At 70.9% G+C, this 19661-nt stretch carries 20 protein-coding genes and 1 riboswitch; of the genes, 9 read left to right on the plus strand and 11 right to left on the minus strand.

All coding sequences use genetic code 11. From position 1 onward, the window contains the following. Positions 1-43: 43 nt before the first annotated feature. Positions 44-1321 carry an efflux RND transporter periplasmic adaptor subunit gene (locus ACS5Q7_RS11780; RefSeq protein ID WP_478339499.1) on the plus strand — a complete coding sequence of 426 codons (1278 nt, stop codon included), beginning with the start codon at positions 44-46 and terminating at the stop codon, positions 1319-1321. A gap of 6 nt (positions 1322-1327) precedes the next feature. On the opposite strand, the gene ACS5Q7_RS11785 is transcribed toward ACS5Q7_RS11780, so the two are convergent. From ACS5Q7_RS11785 to ACS5Q7_RS11800, 4 genes are all read right to left on the minus strand, one after another. Continuing rightward, positions 1328-2263 (minus strand): dihydrodipicolinate synthase family protein, encoded by a 936-nt coding sequence (locus tag ACS5Q7_RS11785; RefSeq protein ID WP_478339500.1) that lies wholly within the window; start codon positions 2261-2263, stop codon positions 1328-1330. A gap of 161 nt (positions 2264-2424) precedes the next feature. After that, positions 2425-4680: a xanthine dehydrogenase family protein molybdopterin-binding subunit gene (locus ACS5Q7_RS11790; protein ID WP_478339501.1), complete on the minus strand. Its 2256-nt coding sequence runs from the start codon at positions 4678-4680 to the stop codon at positions 2425-2427. Between the two features lie 10 nt (positions 4681-4690). Next, entirely contained in the window at positions 4691-5731 is a 1041-nt protein-coding gene (locus ACS5Q7_RS11795; RefSeq protein ID WP_478339502.1) for an FAD binding domain-containing protein, read from the minus strand. Continuing rightward, a complete protein-coding gene (locus tag ACS5Q7_RS11800) occupies positions 5728-6219 on the minus strand; it encodes a (2Fe-2S)-binding protein (protein ID WP_463849532.1) in 492 nt (163 codons plus the stop codon). The genes ACS5Q7_RS11795 and ACS5Q7_RS11800 overlap by 4 nt, the downstream gene beginning before the upstream one ends. A gap of 144 nt (positions 6220-6363) precedes the next feature. On the opposite strand from ACS5Q7_RS11800, the gene ACS5Q7_RS11805 reads away from it, so the two are divergent. Both ACS5Q7_RS11805 and ACS5Q7_RS11810 read left to right on the plus strand, forming a co-directional pair. Then, positions 6364-6615: a type II toxin-antitoxin system ParD family antitoxin gene (locus tag ACS5Q7_RS11805; protein WP_478339503.1), complete on the plus strand. Its 252-nt coding sequence runs from the start codon at positions 6364-6366 to the stop codon at positions 6613-6615. After that, the gene (locus ACS5Q7_RS11810) at positions 6612-6926 is read left to right on the plus strand and encodes a type II toxin-antitoxin system RelE/ParE family toxin (RefSeq protein ID WP_478339504.1); all 315 of its coding nucleotides are present in this window, start codon (positions 6612-6614) and stop codon (positions 6924-6926) included. The genes ACS5Q7_RS11805 and ACS5Q7_RS11810 overlap by 4 nt, the downstream gene beginning before the upstream one ends. A 5-nt stretch (positions 6927-6931) precedes the next feature. On the opposite strand, the gene ACS5Q7_RS11815 is transcribed toward ACS5Q7_RS11810, so the two are convergent. Then, positions 6932-7192: a hypothetical protein gene (locus tag ACS5Q7_RS11815; RefSeq protein WP_478339505.1), complete on the minus strand. Its 261-nt coding sequence runs from the start codon at positions 7190-7192 to the stop codon at positions 6932-6934. Positions 7193-7345: 153 nt separating this feature from the next. Between ACS5Q7_RS11815 and ACS5Q7_RS11820 the strand changes: the two genes are divergently transcribed. The 3 genes from ACS5Q7_RS11820 (at position 7346) to ACS5Q7_RS11830 (ending at position 10406) form a co-directional block, all read left to right on the plus strand. Then, positions 7346-8599: a sensor histidine kinase gene (locus ACS5Q7_RS11820; RefSeq protein ID WP_478339506.1), complete on the plus strand. Its 1254-nt coding sequence runs from the start codon at positions 7346-7348 to the stop codon at positions 8597-8599. Between the two features lie 200 nt (positions 8600-8799). Beyond that, complete coding sequence (locus ACS5Q7_RS11825; protein WP_478339507.1) at positions 8800-9210, plus strand: hypothetical protein; 411 nt, start codon at positions 8800-8802, stop codon at positions 9208-9210. A 44-nt stretch (positions 9211-9254) separates the two neighbouring features. Then, positions 9255-10406 carry a hypothetical protein gene (locus ACS5Q7_RS11830; RefSeq protein WP_478339508.1) on the plus strand — a complete coding sequence of 384 codons (1152 nt, stop codon included), beginning with the start codon at positions 9255-9257 and terminating at the stop codon, positions 10404-10406. 270 nt (positions 10407-10676) lie between these two features. Here ACS5Q7_RS11830 and ACS5Q7_RS11835 read toward each other — a convergent pair whose 3' ends face one another. The 5 genes from ACS5Q7_RS11835 to ACS5Q7_RS11855 all read right to left on the minus strand — a co-directional run bounded on the left by ACS5Q7_RS11835 (position 10677) and on the right by ACS5Q7_RS11855 (position 16936). Then, positions 10677-12320, minus strand: coding sequence for a DEAD/DEAH box helicase (locus tag ACS5Q7_RS11835; RefSeq protein WP_478339509.1), 1644 nt, complete (start codon positions 12318-12320; stop codon positions 10677-10679). After that, on the minus strand, positions 12320-13132 hold the full coding sequence (cobF, locus tag ACS5Q7_RS11840; RefSeq protein WP_478339510.1) for a precorrin-6A synthase (deacetylating): 813 nt from the start codon (positions 13130-13132) through the stop codon (positions 12320-12322). Before cobF ends, ACS5Q7_RS11835 begins: the two co-directional genes overlap by 1 nt. A gap of 65 nt (positions 13133-13197) precedes the next feature. Further along, positions 13198-14319, minus strand: a complete 1122-nt coding sequence (locus ACS5Q7_RS11845; RefSeq protein ID WP_478339511.1) for a DSD1 family PLP-dependent enzyme — start codon at positions 14317-14319, stop codon at positions 13198-13200. Positions 14320-14344: 25 nt separating this feature from the next. After that, positions 14345-15484: a threonine synthase gene (locus tag ACS5Q7_RS11850; protein ID WP_478339512.1), complete on the minus strand. Its 1140-nt coding sequence runs from the start codon at positions 15482-15484 to the stop codon at positions 14345-14347. A 192-nt stretch (positions 15485-15676) separates the two neighbouring features. After that, positions 15677-16936, minus strand: a complete 1260-nt coding sequence (locus tag ACS5Q7_RS11855) for a D-amino acid dehydrogenase (RefSeq protein WP_478339513.1) — start codon at positions 16934-16936, stop codon at positions 15677-15679. 183 nt (positions 16937-17119) lie between these two features. Then, positions 17120-17222: riboswitch (glycine riboswitch) on the minus strand. A gap of 134 nt (positions 17223-17356) precedes the next feature. Here ACS5Q7_RS11855 and ACS5Q7_RS11860 point away from each other — a divergent pair. Further along, on the plus strand, positions 17357-17824 hold the full coding sequence (locus ACS5Q7_RS11860) for a DoxX family membrane protein (protein WP_478339514.1): 468 nt from the start codon (positions 17357-17359) through the stop codon (positions 17822-17824). A gap of 3 nt (positions 17825-17827) precedes the next feature. On the opposite strand, the gene ACS5Q7_RS11865 is transcribed toward ACS5Q7_RS11860, so the two are convergent. After that, the gene (locus tag ACS5Q7_RS11865; RefSeq protein WP_478339515.1) at positions 17828-18436 is read right to left on the minus strand and encodes a glutathione S-transferase; all 609 of its coding nucleotides are present in this window, start codon (positions 18434-18436) and stop codon (positions 17828-17830) included. Positions 18437-18663: 227 nt separating this feature from the next. Between ACS5Q7_RS11865 and ACS5Q7_RS11870 the strand changes: the two genes are divergently transcribed. Beyond that, a complete protein-coding gene (locus tag ACS5Q7_RS11870) occupies positions 18664-19293 on the plus strand; it encodes a L,D-transpeptidase (RefSeq protein ID WP_478339516.1) in 630 nt (209 codons plus the stop codon). Positions 19294-19425: 132 nt separating this feature from the next. Beyond that, complete coding sequence (locus tag ACS5Q7_RS11875; protein WP_478339517.1) at positions 19426-19656, plus strand: hypothetical protein; 231 nt, start codon at positions 19426-19428, stop codon at positions 19654-19656. Positions 19657-19661 lie beyond the last annotated feature (5 nt).

A 19661-nucleotide genomic window follows, 5' to 3' on the forward strand; every position in this document is an offset into this window, starting at 1 on the left:
GCCTGCCCTATCTATGCATCTTGGATTCAAACCGGCGGGAACGATGGCGGACCAGGGGGCAGCCGGGGGAGGGGCAGCCGGAGCCGGGACAGGAACTTGGCGCGGCACGTCGTGGCTCGTCCTCATCGCCCTCGCCGGGGCGGGCTTCGTCGGCTACCGGACGTGGTCCGAGCCGTCCCGGGCGGACGTGCGGCCGGACGCAGCGCCGCGCGGCCCCGTGAGCCTGCGGGTCGCAACCGCCAAGCGGGCGGGCGACAGCCTCGACCTCACCCAGACCGGCACGACCCAGGCCTTCGACATCGCGAGCCTCTATCCGCGCGCCACCGGCTACATCGCCGAGCGGCGGATCGATATCGGCTCGCGGGTGCGAAAGGGTGATCTGCTGTACCGGATCAGCGCCCCGGACCTCGACCAGCAATTGGCGCAGGCGCAATCGCAGGTCGTGCAGTTGCAGGCCGCGCTGACCCAGACCCAGGCGATGGTCGATCAGGCCGAGGCGAACCGGCACCTCGCCGACGTCACCAACAAGCGCACCTCGACGCTCGCCGGCACGGGGGTCGCCACGGCGCAGAACGCCGACACGGCGCGGGCGGGGGTGCTGACGCAGGCCGCCAACCTCGCCGCCGCCAAGGCCAACGTGAAGGTTGCCGAAGCGAATATCGCGGCGCAGGAGGCGCAGGTCGCCCGGCTGAAGGTGCTGACCGGCTTCGAGGAGATCCGCGCGCCCTTCGACGGGGTCATCACGGCGCGCACCGTGGATGTCGGCGACGCCGTGACCGCCGACACCAACACCGGAACGCCGCTGGCCACCCTGGCGCGGGACGACGTGCTGCGCATGGCGGTCAACGTGCCGCTCTACGCCGCCGACGGCGTGCGCGACGGGCTCCCGGCCCGGATCGAGGTGGCGCAGATCCCCGGGAAGGTCTTTCCGGGCACGGTCTCGCGCTCCTCCTCGGCGCTGCTCTACGCCTCGCGGATCCTCGTGACGCAGATCGACATCCCGAACCCGACCCACGACTTGCAGCCCGGCCTGTACATCACGGCGACGCTCTCGATCCCGCGGCCCGCCCCCGTGGTGAGCGTGCCGAACGATTGCCTGATCTTCGACCAGCACGGCACGCGGGTGGCGGTGCTGGAGCCCACGGGCCACGAGGCCTTCGTGGTGCGGATGCGCCCGGTGACGATCGTCCGCCAGGGCGACAGCGGCCTCGAACTGAATGCCGGGCTGGAGGGCGGCGAGCAGGTCGTCGTCGCTCCGCCCGCGTCGCTGCGCGACGGCGACCCGGCCAAGCCCCGCCAGGAGCGCAAGGCCGGGACCTGAGCCCGCCTAGCGCGGCAGCCGCGCCCGCTCGTCCGTCCGTGCGAGCCGCGCGAGCAGGAACTCGACCTCCTCCTTCGCCACCGCGCTGAGCGCCTGCGATGGCTTGCGCTGCGCGTCCGAGGCGAAGATACCCCGGCGCATGAACACGTATTTGCGCACGGCCAGCCCCAGCGGACCCTGCTGCTGCTCGTAGCGCAGGTAGGGCAGGTGCGCGTCGAACAGGTCGTGCGCCTCGTCCCGGCGGCCCGCCTTGGTGAGGCGCACCACGTCCACCAGCATCTCCGGGAAGGCATAGCCGGTGTTGGCACCGTCGACCCCGCGCTCGGCCTCGAAATCGAGGAACAGGCCGCCATTGCCGACCAGGATCGCGATGCGCCGCATCGCGCCCTCCGCCTCGAACCCGCGCAGGGTCGAGACCTTCTCCAGCCCCGGCCAATCCTCGTGCTTGAGCATCACGCAAGTTGGGTTCTCGGTGACGATCCGGCGGATCACGGCGGGCGTCATCACCACCGAAAAGGTGAGCGGATAATCCTGAAGCACGAAGGGAACATCCGGCCCTAACGCCTCGGCCGCATTGCGAAAATAGCCGGCGACCAGATCGTCGGTGCGGAGCGTGTTGGGTGGCGCGACCATGACGCCAGCCGCGCCGATCGCCATCACCTCGTGGGCGAGGGAGCGCATGGCCGCGAAGCCCGGTGCCGTCACGCCGACGATGACCGGCCGCTTGGTCCGCCCGATCACCCGCCGGGCGACGGCGATGCCCTCGGCATGGTCGAGCTTCCCGGCCTCGCCGAGTTGCCCGAGGATCGTCAGCCCATCGACCCCCACGCCCTCGAAGTAGTCGACCATCCGGTCGAGGGACGTTTCGTCGATCCGCCCGTCCGGGTGGAACGGCGTCGGCGCGATCGGCACGACGCCGCTGATGTCGCTGGTGAGGGGCATGAGACGCAAGCCTTCCGGGGGCACGGAGGAGAGGTCTTAGCAGGCCTCCGACCGTCTTTGCGAGCAACGCGAAGCAATCCAGGGACACGGATCGTCCGGAGACGGCCCGCTAACCCTGGATTGCTTCACTCCGTTCGCAATGACGGGGGAGGGGGCGCCCCCTACCCCAACAGCTTGTCGAGGGTGATCGGGATGTCCCGCACCCGGATGCCGGTGGCGTGCCACACCGCGTTGGCGATGGCGCCCGCCGTGCCGGTGATGCCGATCTCGCCGACACCCTTCACGCCGAGCGTGTTCACCACCGAATCCTGCTCGGGGATGAGGATCGCCTCCATCGGCGGAATGTCGGCGTTCACTGGCACGTGGTACTCGGCGAGGTTGTCGTTGAGGAACCGGCCGGTGCGCGGGTCCATCTCCGCCTTCTCGTGCAGGGCGAAGGAGATGCCCCAGATCATGCCGCCGTAATACTGGCTGCGCACGAGGTGAGGGTTGATGATCCGGCCCGCCGCGAAGGCGCCGACGAGGCGGCTCACCCGCACCTGCCCGAGATCGGGATCGACCTTCACCTCCGCGAAGACCGCCCCGTGGGCGTGCATCGCGTAGGATTTCTGCGCGGCGGCATCCGCCCCGGCCTTGCCCTTGCCCTCGATCTTCGCCCGACCGGCCCGGTTGAGGATCGCGGAGAAGGTTTCGCTCCGGCTCGGATCGTCCCGGCGGGTGAGGCGACCGCCCGCAGCGGTCACGCCCGCATTGCCCGCGCCGAACAGCGGCGAGGCCTGGTCGTTCACCGCCAGCTCGGTGAGCTGGCCGATCACGTCCTGCGCCGCCGCGTGGATCGCGTTGCCGGCGGTGGCGGTGTGGCCCGAGCCGCCCGCGATGCCGGCATTCGGCAGATCGGAGGAGCCCATGTTGAAGGTCAGTTCCTCCATGCCGAGGCCGAGACCGTCGGCGGCGATCTGCGCCAGCGCCGTCCAGGCGCCCTGGCCCATGTCGAGGGCGCCGATCTCCACCGTGCCGGAGCCGTCGGCCCGGATCTCGGCCCGCGCCATGCCTTCGAAGATCATCGCGGGGAAGGTCGCGGTGCCGACGCCGGCGCCGACGAGGAACCCGTCCTTGTCACGGGTCTGGCGGGGCTTCAGCGGGCGCCCGGCCCAGCCGAAGGCCTGCGCGCCCTGGGCGTAGCATTCCCGTAGGGCCTTCGAGGAGAAGGGCTTGCCGGAGAACGGCTCGACCTCGGCATAGTTGGCCAGCCGGAACTCCAGCGGGTCCATGTTGAGGTCGAAGGCCAGCTCATCGAGTGCGCTCTCGATGGCGACGCTGCCCGACGCCTCGCCGGGGCCGCGCATGAAGAGCGGCGTGCCGGTATCGAGCCGCACCGCTTCGTGGCGGATGGCGGTGGCCTTGCTGGCGTAGAGGGTGGTCGTCACCCGGCCCGCCGGCTCGAAGAAGTCGTCGAAGCTGGAGGAGGCGGTGAGGATGTGGTGGTCGAGCGCCGTGAGCTTGCCGGCCTCGTCCGCGCCGAGGCGCAGGGTCTGCCGGGTCGGCCCGCGATGGCCCATCGGCCCGTACATCTGCGAGCGGGTCGGTACGAGCTTCACCGGCTTGCCGGTGAGCCGCGCCGCCATGCAGGCCAGCACCTGCGGGCCCGCCGGCACACCCTTCGAGCCGAAGCCGCCGCCGAGATAGGGGCTGTCGATATGGATGTCGGTGGGCTTGATGCCGAAGAGCCCCGCGAGCCGCCCCTGCGCGATGGCGAGCCCCTGCGTCGGCATGAACAGGTGGAGCTTGTCGCCGTCCCAGCTCGCCACCGCCGCGTGCGGCTCCATGGCGTTGTGGTACTGGGCGGGCGTCTCGTAGGTGCCGGTGAAGGTCTTCGAGGCCGAAGCGAGGCCCGCCTCGACGTCGCCGTCGACCTGCTCCGGCGGGGCGCCGACGCCGACCGAATCCGGGGTGAACACCTCGCCGGCATCGAGGCCGATGCGCGGGGCTTCCTCCTCGTAGGTCGGGGCGAGCAGGCGCGCGCCCTCGGTCGCCGCCTCCAGCGTCTCCGCGATCACCACGGCGATGGGCTGGTTGGCGTAGCGGACCTTGTCGTTCTGCAGCACGTCGATCCGGAAGGTGAAGGGCACGTCCTTCAGGTCCGGGTCCTTGGAGAGCTTCGGCGCGTTCTCCGGCGTCATCACCTTGACGACGCCGGGATGGGCCTCGGCCGCCGCGACGTCGAGGCTCTTCACCCGGCCGCGGGCGATCTTCGCCACGCAGAGGGCCGCGTGTAGGGTGCCCGGCGGCAGGTTGTCGGCGGCGAAGCGCGCTTGGCCCTTCACCTTCAAGGGACCGTCCCGGCGGGTGAGGGGCTGGCCGATGCTCGATCCGTGGCGGACCGGTTCGATGGTCGAAGGCTCTTGGGTCGAGGTCATGATGCGATCCTCAGACGATGCCGAAGGGGGAGGCGGGAAGCGCCGGGAGACGCGCGGGCGTTCCGGCAGCCGCCAGGGTGAGGGCCCGCACCGCCACTCGGCGGGCGAGTTCGATCTTGAAGGCGTTGGCCTCACCGGTCGGCTTGGCGCCGTCGAGCGCGATCCGCGCGGCCTCGGCGTAAGCCTCGGGGGAGGGCGCCTTCCCGGCGAGCGAGGCTTCCGCTTCCGTGACCCGCCAGGGCTTCAGGGCGAGTCCGCCGAAGGCGAGGCGGGCCTGCCCGATCTTGCCGCCGTCGAGGATCATGGCGGCGGCGGCCGAGACGACCGCGAAGGCGTAGGAGGTGCGGTCGCGGACCTTGAGATAGCGGGCGTTGCCCGCGAACCGTGCCGCCTCGGCGGGGAGGGTGAGGGCGGTGATCAGCTCGCCCGGCTCCAGCACCGTCTCCCGCTCCGGGTGGTCGCCCGGGAGCAGCTGGAACTCGGTGAGCTTGACGCTGCGCGTGCCCCCCTGCCCCTCGATCTCGACGGAGGCGTCCAGAGCCGCCAGCGGCACGCAGAAGTCGGAAGGGTGGGTGGCGATGCACTGCTCGCTCCAGCCCTGGACGGCGTGGATGCGGGTCGCGTGGCCGAGCGCCGCGCAGCCGGAGCCCGGCTGGCGCTTGTTGCAGGGGGACACTGCGTCGGTGAAGTACTGGCAGCGGGTCCGCTGCATCAGGTTGCCGCCCACCGTCGCCGCGTTGCGCAACTGCGCCGAGGCGCCGGCGAGCAAGGCTTCGGCCACCATCGGGTAGGTCTTGGCCACGTGCGGATCGTCGGCGACGTCGCTGTTGCGGACCAGCGCACCGATGCGCAGGGAGCCGTCCGGCTTGGCTTCGATCCCCGACAGGCCGGGGAGGCGGGTGATGTCGATGACCCGCTCGGGGTTGGTGACGCCGCCCTTCATCAGGTCGACGAGGTTGGTGCCGGCGGCAAGGAAGGCGGCGCCGGGCTGGCGGCCGGCGGCGAGGGCGTCGGCGACGGTCGCGGCGCGGGTGTAATCGAACAGAATCACGCGGCGTCCTCCCGTTGCTCCATGCGGCCGCTGGCGTCCTTCACGGCCTCCAGGATGCCGGCATAGGCGCCGCAGCGGCAGATGTTGCCGCTCATCCCCTCGCGGATGCGCTCGGGGTCGGTCCCCGCCTTGCCCTCGCGAATGAGGCCGACGGCGCTCATGATCTGGCCCGGCGTGCAGAAGCCGCACTGGAACCCGTCATGGGCGATGAAGGCGGCCTGGACCGGATGGAGGGCGTCGCCCTCGGACAGGCCCTCGATGGTGAGCACCTCGGCGCCGTCGAGGCTCACGGCGAGCTGCAGGCAGGAATTGATCCGCTTCCCGTCCACCAGGACAGTGCAGGCGCCGCATTGGCCCCGGTCGCAGCCCTTCTTCGCGCCGGTCAGGCCGAGGCGCTCGCGTAGGAGGTCGAGGAGGGTGATGCGGGGATCGTCGAGGTCGATGGCATGCGGCTTCCCGTTCAGGGTAAGCCTGATGGGTATCGTCATGATGCGGATCCGCTGGCCTGCAGGCTGGAACCGTTACAGGTAGAAAAGCCAGCCGAGCCGGCGAGCCCGCTTGTCCGAGGAATGTGCGTTAGATCACCGGAGGGGGGATCTGATACGATCCCGGAGGGTAGGGGAGATCGATCCATGGATGTCCTGATCGGGGAACGCTGGGAAGGGTTCATCGCCCGCGTCGTCCGGGACGGTCGCTACGGTTCCGCCAGCGACGTCGTCCGCGAGGGGTTGCGCCTCGTGGAAGAGCAGGAGGCCAAGCTCCAGGCACTGCGGACGACCCTCGACGCCGCCATCGCGGCCGGCGGCGCCTTCGACGATTCGGAGATCGACGCGGCGCTCGCGGCCAAAGCCGAAGAGCTAGAGGCCCGCGGTCACCGGGGATGAGGCGCCTCGTCTATCTGGCGGCCGCACGCGGCGACCTCCTCGACATCCTCGTCTCGGTCACGGAGATCAGCGGAAGCGTCGCCACGGGCCGGCGCTACGTCGAGGGGATCAGGGCGCAATGCCGCAAGCTCGCGGCCCTGCCGGGCCTCATCGGCCGGCCGAGGCCGGAACTGCGCCCCGACATCCGCAGCGCGGCCCATCGGTCCTACGTGATCTATTTCCGCTACGTCGGCGAGACGTTCGAGGTGGTCAGCGTCCTGCACGCCCGGCGCGACGTTACCTCGGTGTTCCGGTCGCGCGAAGGAGCCTGACGCGCTCAGCGCCCCACCGCCCCGCGCAGCGCCTTCACCATGGTCTCGACCGCCTCCTGCGCCTCGTCACCGAGTTCGATCTCGGTCTCGCCGGCCTGGGCGAGGCCGCGCTCGGTGAGTTCCTCGACGCCCTTCGGGTCGGCCTCGTGGCCGGCGCCGTCCTTGCGGATGACGGAGGTCACGCGCTCGCCGCTCACCAGCCGGTGATAGGCCGCGAAGGCCAGGATCGAGAGTGCGTGGTCGGACAAGCCCTTCACATCGGCCATCGTGGTCGGGATCCCCGGTCGTTTGATCGAACCGGCTGAACGTCCGCCCCGGCTCGCGGGTCCCGGCCAGGACGAAACGCCGCGTGGCGCGTGAGTTCGCGGCCGTTCCGCGATATCGCTCGCGCCCCGCCCTGCTGCTACCGTCACGCTGTCATGTCCGCGCGCCCCGAAGAGCCCCGTATCGAAGCCACGCCGGAGGCCGTCCCGCCTCTCCCGACTCCCGTCGATATCGAGGCGAGGCTGCGCCAGCAGGCGATCCTGTCCGAGTTCGGCGTCGAGGCCCTGCGCGGCAAGGATTTCGACCTGCTGCTCCAGCGGGCCACCGAATTGTGCGCGGAAGGCATGGGCGCCGAGTACTGCAAGGCGCTGGAATATCTGCGCCGGGAGGACACGCTTCTCGTGCGGGCGGGGGTCGGCTGGAAGCCCGACGTGATCGGCCGCGCCACGGTGGGGGCCGATCTGGCCTCGCCCGCCGGCTTCGCCCTCAAGACCGGGCGGCCGGTGATCTCCAATCATCTCGCCGCCGAGACGCGGTTCCGCACGCCGCAGCTCATGGCCGACCACGGCATCCGCCGGGCGATCAACGTGCTGATCGAGAACCGCGACGGCGCCTTCGGCGTGCTCGAGGTGGACGACAGCCGCGAGGGCATGTTCGAGGAGGCGGACATCGCCTTCATGCAGGGCTTCGCCAACCTCCTCGGCAGCGCCATCGAGCGCCACCGCACCGAGGAATTGCTGCGCGCGTCCCTCGCCCGGCAGGACCTGCTCGCCCGCGAGATGAGCCACCGGGTGAAGAACAGCCTCGCCATCGTCGCGAGCCTGCTCGCCCTCCAGGCGCGCTCGGCCGAGGGCGAGCCCGCCGTGCTCGCCGCTCTGCAGGACGCCCGCAGCCGGGTGGAGGCCATCGCCACCGTCCATGACCAGTTGTGGCGCCAGGGCGATATCGCGGATCGCGACGGGGCAGGGGAGGCGGTGCCCGGCGAGATCGACCTCGCCACCTTCCTCGACAAGCTGATCCTCAACCTCGCGAGCGGCGCCCCGAGCCACCGCCTGACCTGCGAGGCCCTGCCGCAGAAGCTCTCGGCCGACCTCGCCATCCCCATCGGGCTTCTGGTGAACGAGCTTGTGACCAACGCCCTGAAATACGCCTACCCGATCGACCGCTTTCCCTCCGGCGGCGACATTCGCGTGCGGGCCGGGCGGGAGGCCGAGACGCTCACCGTCGAGGTGGCCGATGACGGGATCGGCCTGCCGGACGGGTTCGAGATCGGCCGCGCCTCGAAGAGCCTCGGGATGCGGGTCGTCGGGAGCCTCGCGCGGCAGCTCGGCGGCACGCTGAACCTGCCGCCGACGGGGCAGGGGACGACCTTCAGGCTGGTCGTGCCGCTGGAGAAGGGGATCGGCTGATTCGCGCCGGCTTCCGCCTCGTAGGCCATGTGGGGATTGTAAATTAAACTACTGGTCGTGTTGCGCTTTTCGCCTCGCGTCGAGATGGCGATTTTCACGCTTTTTTCGTGCCGGGGAGGGGACTTGGGCGCGCGGAATCTGGCGGCGCCCCGATGCGGGCGGTATCGGAGGGCCTCCCGTCCGAAGAGGCATCGCGCATCATGATCCGGCTCGCCGCCGCCCTCGCCACGACGTTCGGCGCGATCCCGGCCGACCCACCTCCCCCGCCGGCCCAGACCGTCTTCAACCTCGAGCGGACGGTCCCGCGCGAGGAGGCGCGCGCCATCGCGTTCTATTCGTCGCTGTTTCCCGATTGCACGTCGCAGGGGCCGGTGGTGATCCGCCTGCTGTCGCCGCCGCGCCACGGGAAGGCCACGATCGAGGCCGCCCAATCCTTCCCGCAATACATCGCGTCCTCGCCGCTGGCGGAGTGCAACGCCCACAAGGTGCCGGGCCAGCGGATCGTCTACCAGGGCGAGGAGGGATACGAGGGGTTGGATTCGTTCCGCATCCTGGTCATCAACGCCGACGGCTCCGGCTACGAATCCGAGATCAAGGTATCCGTGCGCTAGCGGTCCCGCACTGGACAACACATCCCGGACACCCGAAGGACGCGGTGAGACACGCGGAACGGATGACCGGGATGGACCATGCGGCGGCCGCCTCCCTCGCGGAGCGGCTTCACGGCTTCCGCAGCCTGGGGGACAATTGCGAGTTCGGCTTCGTGCAGCGGTACGGGGGCGTCGAGCCCTCCGGCCTGCTGCGCTTCGCCTACACCCCGATGGAGGATCTGATCCGGGGCCTGCGTTGCGGCTTCGCGGATCTCGGCGCGCCCGGTGATCTCCACCTCTCGGTGAGCCAGGGCGGCGCCTATTACTGCCACAGCCGGGCCTACAACATCTGGGCCAATACCGGGCAGGCGCCGGGCTCCGTGGAGCCGGAGGCGCTGCTCGCGCGGGAATACGGCCGCCTCGCCCATCTGAAGCGCAAGATGCTCGACGAGCTGGCCGAGGGCGCGACGATCCTCGTGCGCAAGGTCGCCGACGACGAGCCGGACGGCGACTTCGCGCGCCTCGCCGAGGCCGTCTGGGCGCACGGACCCTCGACCCTGCTCAAGGTCACGCAGGCCGGACCGGGCTGGCGGCCGGAGCCGGTGCGGCGGGTCGGGGAACGCCTGATCGAGGGGAGGGTGCGCCGCTTCGCTCCGACGGAGCAGGCCTGGGAGGTGGATCTGGAGCCCTGGATGCACCTCGTGGACGAGGCCTGGGCGCTGGTGCGGGGCGGGGCGCGCACGCACCTGGGGGCGGGGGCCTTCCCGCAGGCCCTGCCCCTGCCCGGCGGGCTGCGGCGCCATGCCGGACGGCGGCCCGAGGCCGGCTTCAACGGCTTCACCCGCACGGTCGACCCGGCCGTCTTCGACCCGCACGGGATCTACGTGTTCTCGGGCTGGGTCTGGATCCCGGCGGAGTTCGGGGGCGCGCGCATCCTCGCCGCCGCCGGCTATGCGCGCCTCGCCGGTCGCGACGCCGACCTCACCCGGCGCGAATGCTGGCAGCCCGTCTGGGCCTCGGGCCGCCTCACCCATGCCCAGCGCGAGCCGGTGGGTCTCGCCATGATCGGCAGCGACCGCGACGTGTTCTGGTCGGCGGGGGGACGCTTCAGCCGGGGCCCGATCCCGGAGCAGGGCCCCGCGCCGCACCTGCCGCCACCGCCCAGACCCTTCAGCGCAAGGGACATCCTCGCAAGGCTGCAAGCCCGCTTGGCCTAGGCCGGCAATACCCATCCAAAGTTCGCATAAGATATATTATGGAACTAGAATGGGGGGGTGATCTGCGGGGAGGGGTATGGTCGAAACCATTAACCATAACCTCTCCGGTCATTGCGAGTCATTGCGAGCGGGCGCGAAGCAATCCATGCAGCGGGACGCTTCAGGACGTGGCGCATCGCTGGATTGCTTCGCTGCGCTCGCAATGACGACGGCGCGCTTAATGGGCGAGGGCGGTCGGAGCCGCTGGTCAAAGCCCCCTGCCCCGTGGCGTCACGCGGCGCGGTCGGCCAGCCGATGGGTGTCGGTGACGATGCGCCCGTCGGCTGCCCGGCAGGACAATTCGCGGGACAACGCCTTCTCCGTCACCCGCACGGAGGCCGGCGCTTCGAGGGCGTCGGCGCCGTCGAGGAAACCCGCCGCGTCGAGGGGCGCGTCGCGGCCGCCGCCGAGGCCGCGCCACCACAGCACCGCCTTCTCGCGCTCGTAGCCCCGCCCCTCGGGGCGGAGGTGGATCCGCCAGGAGCCTGCCGCCCAGGTCAGGACCAGATCGAGCCCGCCGGATGCCGGTTCGATGCGCCATTCGCGCACCGGATGCCAAGCGCCGTCCGCCTTCGCCACGGGGGCGAGGGCGGTCTCCGAGAGGATCGCCAGTTCGTCCTCGGCGCTCGCCTCGTGGCCGGGCTCGCGCTCGGCCTCCGGCTCGATCCAGCAGGTCTCGCAGGTGGAGGCGTTGAGGGCGATCAGGGCGCCGCAGCCGGGGCAGGGCTTGGCGCGCAAGCCCCCTGCCCCACCGCGCACCGCCTCGGCCGTGCGGATCGTCACGGCGTCCACCGGGCCGTGCATCCGCACCAGCCCGGCATAGTCGAGGATCAGCGCGTCGTCCTTGCCCGGCGCCCGGCGCAAGGCCCGCCCGACCTGCTGCACGTAGAGGCCGGTGCTGCGCGTCGGACGGAGCAGGGCCACGAGGTCGACCTCCGGCGCGTTGAAGCCGGTGCCGAGCACGCCCACCGAGGCGAGACAGCGGATCTTTCCGGCCCTGAACCGCGCGACGATCCGGTCGCGCTCGCGCTTGGGCGTGCCGCCCTCGACCGTCTCGCAGGAATAGCCCTCCTCCCGCACGGCGTCGCGCACGGCGGCGGCGTGGGCGAGCCCGGCGCAGAAGGCGAGCCAGGAGCGGCGTCCGCTCCCGTACTCCACCAGTTCGGACACGGCGGCCCTGGTGATCCAGTCGCGGTTGACGGCGGCTTCCAGCTCACTGGGGATGTAATCGCCCCCGCGCCGGCCGACGCCGGTGACGTCGAGCTGCGTCAGCGTCGCCTTGGAGACGAGGGGCGCGAGGTAGCCCCGGCGGATCAGATCGCCCGTGTCGGATTCGTAGGCGATGCCGGAGAAGAGCCGGCCCGGCCCCTCGTCGAGGCGCCCGGAATCGAGCCGGTACGGGGTCGCGGTGAAGCCGACGACGCGCATCGCCGGGGTGAGGGCGGACAGCCCCGCGAGGAAGCGGCCGTAGCGGGTCTCGGCCGAACGCGGGATCAGGTGCGCCTCGTCCACCACGACGAGATCGCGGGGGCCGATCGCGTCGAGCCTATCGGCGACGGATTGGATCGAGCAGACCAGCACCTGCGCGCCGGCCTCCCGCCGCCCGAGCCCGGCGGAGAACACGCCGGCCGGCGCCTCCGGCCAGTGGCGCTGCAATTCGGCGAGGTTCTGCGCGACGAGTTCGCGGCTATGGGTGACGATGACGACGCGGGTGAGGGGGTTCTCCTCCAGCGCCTCCCGCGCCAGGGCGGCGATGACGAGGGACTTCCCCGCCCCGGTGGGCAGCACGACGAGTTGGCCCGCCTCCCCTCCCCGCGCCCAGGCGGCATCGAGGGCGTCGAGGCTCGCCCGCTGATACTCCCGCAGGCGCAGCATCACGGGTTCCCGAAGGGCGAGCCCTTCGGCGGGTGCAGGGCGGAGCCCTGCGGATGCCGCGACAGCAGGTAGATATCCATGATCCACCCATGCCGCGCCCGGGCGTCGGCCCGCAGACGGCGGATCTCGTCCCCGACATCACCGAGCCGCCCGGCGACGAGGATTTCATCGGCGCTGCCGAGGTAAGCCCCCCAATGGATGGTCAGGTCGGAGTCGAGGTGCCCGAAGGCCGGATCGCCGTCGAGCATCACGATGACGCTCTCGGCGCCCTCCGGCCAGCCCGAGGCGAGGCGCCGGCCGGTGGTGATCGCGATCGTTCCGCCGATGGCGTTCAGCGGCACCGCGTGGCGGGCGCACAGCACCTGCACGCTGGAAATGCCGGGAATCACCTCGCAGGCGAGGGCGAGGCGGCCCCGCGCGGCGATCCGCTCGAGGATGCGCAGGGTGCTGTCGTAGAGCGCCGGATCGCCCCAGACGAGAAGCGCACCGACCTCCCCTGCCCCGAGGCCGGCGAAGGCCTCCTCCAGTCGTTCGGCGCGGGCGGCGTGCCACGCCTCCACGGTGGCGGCGTAGTCGGCCGGGTTCCGCTCGCGGGGCGGGTCGTCCACGGTCACGAAGCGATAGGGCCGGGCGATATGCGCCGCGCAGATCCGCCGCCGGACCTCCACGAGGTCGGCGGTCTCGGCGCGCTTGTCGAGGACGAACACCGCCGCGACGTCGGACAGCGCCCGCGCCGCCTGCAAGGTCAGGTGTTCGGGATCGCCGGTGCCGATGCCGACGACGCGGATCGTTCTCGTCAGGGTCTCGCTCATGCCGGCGCGCTGACTAGCGCGCCGCGCCGGCCTTGGCGAGGATCGTCCGCGCGAAGGTGTCCCTCCTACAGGAGAGCCCCCCGCGCCGTGACCGGCCACAGGGCCTCGACGCGGCCGTTGCGGACGCCCACCAGCCAGTCGTGGACGTTGACGGTCGGGTCGCAATGGCCGGGGATCAGGCGCAGCCGGTCGTTCAGCCGGAGCACGTTGCCGGGATCGGCGATCACCCCGTGCTCGTCGGAGGCCTTCAGGTACTCGACGTCGCTGCGGCCGAACACGATCGGCATCCCGCTGTCAACGCTCTGCGCCTTGAGGCCGGCATCGCAGATCGCGACATCCCGCTTCGCCTTGCTCATCACCGAGGTGAGGATGAACAGGCTGTTCTCGAACTCCGAGATCGGCTTGTCGCCGGCATCGCGGACGCGCTGGTAATCGGCGTCCATGAAGACGTAGGAGCCGCATTGCAGCTCGTTGTAGACGCCGCTCGCCCCCTCCATCTCGAAGCTGCCGGTGCCCGCCCCCGCGACGATGGCGCAGGACAGGCCCTCGGCCTTCAGGAGATCGACGGTGCGCTTGGTGTCGTCGATGGCCTTCTGGATCAGATCCTGGCGCTCGTTGTGGGCACGGACATGCTGGGCCTTGCCCTGGTAGGCCTGGAGCCCGGCGAATGTCAGGCCCGGCCGGTCGGCGATGCGGCGGGCGATGGCGACCGCCGGCTCGCCCGGCGCGACGCCGCAGCGGCCCGCGCCGACATCGATCTCCACGAGGCATTCGAGGGTGACGCCGTACTTCACCGCCGCCGCCGAGAGGTCGTCGACGTTGCCGAGGTCGTCGACGCAGACCAGCACCCGGGCGCGGGTGGCGAGTGCCGCCAGCCGCTCGATCTTCTTCGGCGCGACAACCTGGTTCGAGACCAGCACGTCGCGGATGCCCGCACTCACCAGCGCCTCGGCCTCGCTGACCTTCTGGCAGCACACGCCGCAGGCCCCGCCCCGCTCGATCTGGATCATCGCGATGTCGGAGGACTTGTGCGTCTTGGCGTGCGCCCGGTGGCGCAGGCCCTTCTCCTTCATGTAGCGGCCGAGCTTCTCGACGTTGCGCTCGAAGGCGTCGAGATCGACCACGAGGCAGGGGGTGTCGACCTCATCGACAGGCATGCCGATGGCGGCGGGGAGCGTGTTGGCCATGGGGTTCCTCCTTTGTTGATGTGTCTCAGGCTCGGGCGTCGAGCAGGTCGGCGATGCGGGGCGTGGCCTTGATGCCGGTGCCGGTGAGGACGACGACGCTCGTCTCGTCGGCGCGGATGGCGCCGCGTTCGGTCAGGTCGCTCAGCGCCGCCGCCGCCATGGCGCAGGTCGGCTCGACATAGAGGCCTGAGCGGGCGAGCTCATGCAGCGCCGCCTCGATGGCCGCCTCGGACACCGCGACGGTGCCGCCGCCGGAGCGGCGCAGGGCCGCCAGCACCTCCCGTCCGCGCACCGGCCGGGCGATGGAGGCGCCCTCGGCGAGCGTCGGGCGCGGGTCGATGGGCAGGGCATCCTCCGCTCCCGCTGCGAAGCCGGCATGGAGCGGCGCGCAATGGGCCGGCTGCACCGCGTAGAGGCGCGGCAGACGCTCGATCTCGCCCCGGCGCAGCAATTCGCCAAAGCCGATATCGCAGCCGAGGATGTTGCTGCCCGCCCCACAGGGGATGATAACCGAATCCGGCGCGTGGAAGCCCAGATCCTCCCACAGCTCATAGGCCAGGGTCTTGGTGCCCTGAAGGAAATGCGCCTGCCAGTTATGGCTGGCGTAGAAGATCGACTCGGCCCGGGCGACGGCCGCGTCGGCGGTGTCCTGCCGGGTGCCGGGGATCAGTTCGATATCGGCGCCGGCCGCGCGCATCTGCACGGTCTTGGCCGGCGAGGTCGAGGCCGGCACGAGGATCTTCGCCCGCATCCCGGCGGCGGCGGCATAGGTCGCCACCGCCGCGCCGCCGTTGCCGGAGGAATCTTCCAGCACGGCGTCGATCCCTTGCTGCCGCAGGATCGAGAGCATCACCGAGGCGCCCCGGTCCTTGAAGCTGCCCGAGGGGGCGAACCATTCGAGCTTGAAATGCGCGTGCCCACCCCGCCAGGGCCGGCGGACGAGGGGGGTGCAGCCCTCGCCCAGGCTGATCGGATCGGAGACCGCCACCGGCAGGGCGCCGGCATAGCGCCAGAGCGAGCGCGCGGCGGTGTCGATCCCGTCCCGCCCGATGCCGGGCAGGTCGGTGATCATCAGCGGTCGCCCCGCTTCCGAGCGCCAGCGCGGCGTGTCGATGGGGTAGGTCGTCCCGTCGATGGGATCGACATAGGCGGGTGTCGTGGTCATGGCGCCTCCCAGCGGCGACCGTAGCGCCGCGCGAACATTATTCAAAATTACGAACTCACTCCGTGGCCCCCGCCGTCATTGCGGGCGCCTGCGAAGCAATCCAGGGAAGCGGGACGTCTTCGAACGTGGCGGATCCCTGGATTGCTTCGCTTCGCCCGCAACGGCGGCGCGGTTCGGGGGAGCGACCCTGCCTCACGCCGCGAGGGGCAGGCCCGCCGTGTCCGGCGTGTGCTCGGCCGCGACGGCCTCGGCCACGAGTTCGGCGGTGGCGCCGGAGAGGGTCCAGCCGAGATGGCCGTGGCCGGTGTTGTAGAACACCCCTGCCCGGCGCCCGCGCCCGACCTTCGGCAGCATGTTCGGCATCATCGGCCGCAGGCCGCTCCAGGCCACCACCCGGTCCGTGTCGATTCCGGGGAACTGCTCGCGGGTCCAGTCCACCAGGGGCTGGATGCGGTCGTGGCGGATGTCGCGGTTGAAGCCGTTGAATTCGGCGGTGCCCGCCACGCGGAAGCGGTCCTCGCCGAGCCGGCTGGTGACGATCTTCGTGGCCTCGTCGAGGATGCTCACCTGCGGCGCCGCCGCCTGGGCCTCCGGCGTGTAGAGGTTCACGGTGATCGAGTAGCCCTTCACGGGATAGATGTTCACCCGGTCGCCCAGCATCGCCGCGAAATGGCGGCTCGCCGTGCCGGCGCAGATCACCACCGCGTCGAAGAGCTCCTCGCGGGCCTCGCCCTTGCCGGCCTCGCGCCAGCCGACGACGTGGCCCCCCTCCCCGCCCGGCGCGACCGAGGCGACGTCGGCGTCGTGGACGAAGCGCACGCCCCTGCGGGCGCAGGCGGCGGCGAGCCCCCGCGTGAATTTGTGGATGTCGCCCGTGGCGTCGGAGGGGGTGAAGAACCCGCCGTAATAGGTGCCCGCCAGCGTCGGCTCGATGGCGCGGATCTCGTCGGGCGTGACGGCGTGGCGCTCCAGCCCGCCCTCGCGGAGGAGGGCGTTCACCCCTTCCGCCTTCCGGAAGGCGGCCTCGTCCCGGTAGAAATGCAGGATGCCGCGGGTCTTGAGGTCGAAGTCGATCCCCTCGGCGCGGGCCATGGCGAACAGGGCCTCCCGCGCCTTGATCGCGAGCCGCACCGTCTCGACGGTGTTCTCCCGATAATGGGCGATCTCGCGGACGAACTCGGCCATCCACGACAGCTTGTGCCAGGACGGGGCCGGATTCATCAGCAGCGGCGCGTCGCGGCGGGTCATCCAGCGCAGGCCCTGGATCACCGTCGAGACCTTGTTCCACACCTCGGCATTGCAGGCCGAGAGCTGGCCGCCATTGGCGAAGGAGGTCTCCATCGCGGCGTAGCGGTTGCGGTCGAGGACGGTGACGCGATACCCCCGCGTGGCGAGGGCATAGGCTGTCGTCACGCCGGTGATGCCGGCGCCGATCACGGCGACATGGGTCATGGGTTTGGGACTCCGGGCCATCTGGACGCATGGGACCGGCCTCGTGTGAAGCCGGTCGGTCGCGCCCCATCTGTCCCGGTGCCTGAGAGTTTGATCCGGCGCCGCCTTGGCAGGGCGGTGAGCACGGACGTCCCCTTCGGCGGGTGCCAGCGGACGAATCCGCCGCACCGCTCTCCAGATTGCCCCGACGACACGGTTCCTGGTGCCTGAGAGTTTCCGGGGCGGTTGCTCCGTCGGCGCCGGGCGGCCTCTGTCGGGCCGTCCCGGTCTCTCCCGCATCGTCGTGTTGGGCCCTGCGACATTAGCGCAGGCGACCCCTTCCGCCCAAGCCCGTTTTCGGGGCATCGCGCCCGACTTCCTTGCAATCGGCGCCGCCTGTCACACCTGCCCCCACGACGCCGTCATGGAGCCCAAGACCGGATGCCAGCCCTGAGCCTCGCCATCGCCTTCGGCACCCGCCTGCTCCTCGTCCTGCTGTTCCTGCCCTTCAGCGCCCTCGACAAGATCGTGAACTTCAAGGGCGCGGTCGGTCAGGCGAAGCAGGCGGTGCACGCCACCGCTCCGGCCGTGGTGCTGATCCTCCTCGGGCTCACCGTCGAGATCGGCATGTCGGCCTGCATCCTGACGGGGGCGTTCGACCGCGCCGCCGCCTTCGTGATGGCCGGCTATTGCGGCGTCACGGCCCTCCTGTGGAAGCAGTTCTGGACGCCGGGCGACTTCTGGTCCGGCGGCAAGGGGCGCGAGTTGTTCTGGGACTTCCTGAAGAACTTCGCGCTCGCCGGGGGCTTCCTGCTCATCACCTTCGGCACGGGGGCGAGCACGGTGGAAAATTTCTTCGCCGACCCGCTCGCCTCCTCGCACCCGTATGAAATGTCGTCGCCGCGCTGAGCCTCAGCCCTGCGGCGGCACCGTCGCCGTCATGGACGGGCGGCCCTCGAACACGGCGTACCACGCCGCCGTCGCGGGGCGACCGTCGCGCCACGCGAGGTCGGGGAAGCGGAAATCGAGGTAGCCAAGGGCGCAGGCGATGGCGACCGTGCCGATGTCGAGCACCGGCATGTCGGCGACGATGGCCTCGATCCGGTCGAGCCCGGCCGTGATCTTGGCGATCTGGCCGGCATCCCAATCCTGCCAGCGCAGGGGCTCGGGGCGCATCACGCGCTCGTAGCGGGTGAGGAGCGCCGCATCGAGCATCCCGTCCGCCAGGGCCTGCCGGGTCAGGGCGTCCCAGCGCTCGGCGCCCTCGGGGAAGAGGTGCGCGCCCTCGGAGCGCATGTCGAGGTATTCGCAGATCACCCGGCTGTCGAACAGGCAGGTGCCGTCCGCGAGGATCAGGGCCGGCACCTTACCCAGCGGGTTGTGGGGGGCGACGTCGGGCGCGCCGGCCACGGGCGAGGTGCCGGCGGTCACGACCTCGATCTCGCCGGCCTGGCCGGTCTCGTGGGCCAGCACCAGCACTTTGCGGGCATAGGGTGAGGCGGGGGAATAGAGGAGCTTCATCGGCCTGTCCCAGATCTGACGGTCGAGGGCACAACGCACCGTTCCGGCCGGGAAATCCAGCCCGGCGCGGCGTCTCTCCGCGACATTCACCGATCAGGCGGCGGAGGAAGGCGGCGCAGGCGCACGGAAGTCTTACTACGCGCACCGGGAACCGGAGCGCCGCAAGGGCGTAGCTTGGCTGAATGCCTCGCGGTCTTCCGCCAACGTGGCGTCTTGGGGATACATCGATGCGCATCCGATCCGCCGCCCTCCTCACCGCCCTGCTCCTTGCCCTCGGCGCCGTCCCGGCCCGGGCCGACGTGGTCATCACCGTCGACAAGGACGCGCAGCGCATGTCCGTCGCCGTCGATGGGGTCCAGCGCTATTCCTGGCCGGTCTCGACCGGCGCTGCCGGCTACGACACGCCCTCGGGGAGCTTCCGCCCGTTCCGCATGGAGCGCACGCACTTCTCCAAGGAGTTCGATGACGCGCCGATGCCCTACGCGACGTTCTTCACCAACCAGGGCCATGCCATCCACGGCACGAACCATGTCCGCAGCCTCGGCCGCGCTGTCTCGCACGGCTGCGTGCGCCTGTCGGTGCGCAACGCCGCGACCCTGTTCACCCTGGTGAAGGCGGAAGGGATGAATCACACCCAGGTGCGGATCGAGGGCGAGGGCGCCGCCATGGCAGAGGGCGCCCCCCGGACCCGCACGGTCGCGCGCGGCCGGGGCGATGGATATGGCGTCGACTCGTTCGACGACGACCAGACCGGCGCCCGCACCGTCTACTACGCGGTGCCCGCCCGGCGCCCGGTCGCCATCGACCCGCGCGGGATCGACGGCTACGGCCCCGCCGGCTTCTACGACGGCTACTGAGGGCCCAATCTTCGCGGGAATCCTCGCGCGTTAACTCATCTTCTAAGCGAAGCGTTTACGGGCGGTCGCGATGGTGTCCCCGCACCTCGGCCGCCCGTGGCGCGACGGTGGAAGAAGGGGGACGATTCGATGATGCGGCTCGCTGCATTCTCCACCGCGTGCCTCATGCTGGCGACGCCGGTTTGGGCGAGCACCGCCGAGGGCGTGGTCTCGACCCGGGGTCCGCGCCTCGACGCATGGCTGCGCGGCATCGAGCCCGGCACGACCGGCTCGGTTCAGCCCGCCCCCGTCGCGCCGGCCAAGCCCTCCTGCCCGCCCGAGCGACGGGTCGGCACGGGCGCGGGCTTCTGCCTCATCAACTGAATCCG

The sequence above is a fragment of the Methylobacterium sp. Gmos3 genome, from assembly GCF_056430985.1.

Coding starts and splice junctions, on each gene's coding strand:
- ACS5Q7_RS11780 (WP_478339499.1), top strand. CDS start 44: ATGGCGGACCAGGGGGCAGCCGGGGGAGGGGCAGCCGGAGCCGGGACA.
- ACS5Q7_RS11785 (WP_478339500.1), bottom strand. CDS start 2,263: ATGCCCCTCACCAGCGACATCAGCGGCGTCGTGCCGATCGCGCCGACG.
- ACS5Q7_RS11790 (WP_478339501.1), bottom strand. CDS start 4,680: ATGACCTCGACCCAAGAGCCTTCGACCATCGAACCGGTCCGCCACGGA.
- ACS5Q7_RS11800 (WP_463849532.1), bottom strand. CDS start 6,219: ATGACGATACCCATCAGGCTTACCCTGAACGGGAAGCCGCATGCCATC.
- ACS5Q7_RS11805 (WP_478339503.1), top strand. CDS start 6,364: ATGGATGTCCTGATCGGGGAACGCTGGGAAGGGTTCATCGCCCGCGTC.
- ACS5Q7_RS11810 (WP_478339504.1), top strand. CDS start 6,612: ATGAGGCGCCTCGTCTATCTGGCGGCCGCACGCGGCGACCTCCTCGAC.
- ACS5Q7_RS11815 (WP_478339505.1), bottom strand. CDS start 7,192: ATGGCCGATGTGAAGGGCTTGTCCGACCACGCACTCTCGATCCTGGCC.
- ACS5Q7_RS11820 (WP_478339506.1), top strand. CDS start 7,346: ATGTCCGCGCGCCCCGAAGAGCCCCGTATCGAAGCCACGCCGGAGGCC.
- ACS5Q7_RS11825 (WP_478339507.1), top strand. CDS start 8,800: ATGATCCGGCTCGCCGCCGCCCTCGCCACGACGTTCGGCGCGATCCCG.
- ACS5Q7_RS11835 (WP_478339509.1), bottom strand. CDS start 12,320: ATGCTGCGCCTGCGGGAGTATCAGCGGGCGAGCCTCGACGCCCTCGAT.
- cobF (WP_478339510.1), bottom strand. CDS start 13,132: ATGAGCGAGACCCTGACGAGAACGATCCGCGTCGTCGGCATCGGCACC.
- ACS5Q7_RS11845 (WP_478339511.1), bottom strand. CDS start 14,319: ATGGCCAACACGCTCCCCGCCGCCATCGGCATGCCTGTCGATGAGGTC.
- ACS5Q7_RS11850 (WP_478339512.1), bottom strand. CDS start 15,484: ATGACCACGACACCCGCCTATGTCGATCCCATCGACGGGACGACCTAC.
- ACS5Q7_RS11855 (WP_478339513.1), bottom strand. CDS start 16,936: ATGACCCATGTCGCCGTGATCGGCGCCGGCATCACCGGCGTGACGACA.
- ACS5Q7_RS11860 (WP_478339514.1), top strand. CDS start 17,357: ATGCCAGCCCTGAGCCTCGCCATCGCCTTCGGCACCCGCCTGCTCCTC.
- ACS5Q7_RS11865 (WP_478339515.1), bottom strand. CDS start 18,436: ATGAAGCTCCTCTATTCCCCCGCCTCACCCTATGCCCGCAAAGTGCTG.
- ACS5Q7_RS11870 (WP_478339516.1), top strand. CDS start 18,664: ATGCGCATCCGATCCGCCGCCCTCCTCACCGCCCTGCTCCTTGCCCTC.
- ACS5Q7_RS11875 (WP_478339517.1), top strand. CDS start 19,426: ATGCGGCTCGCTGCATTCTCCACCGCGTGCCTCATGCTGGCGACGCCG.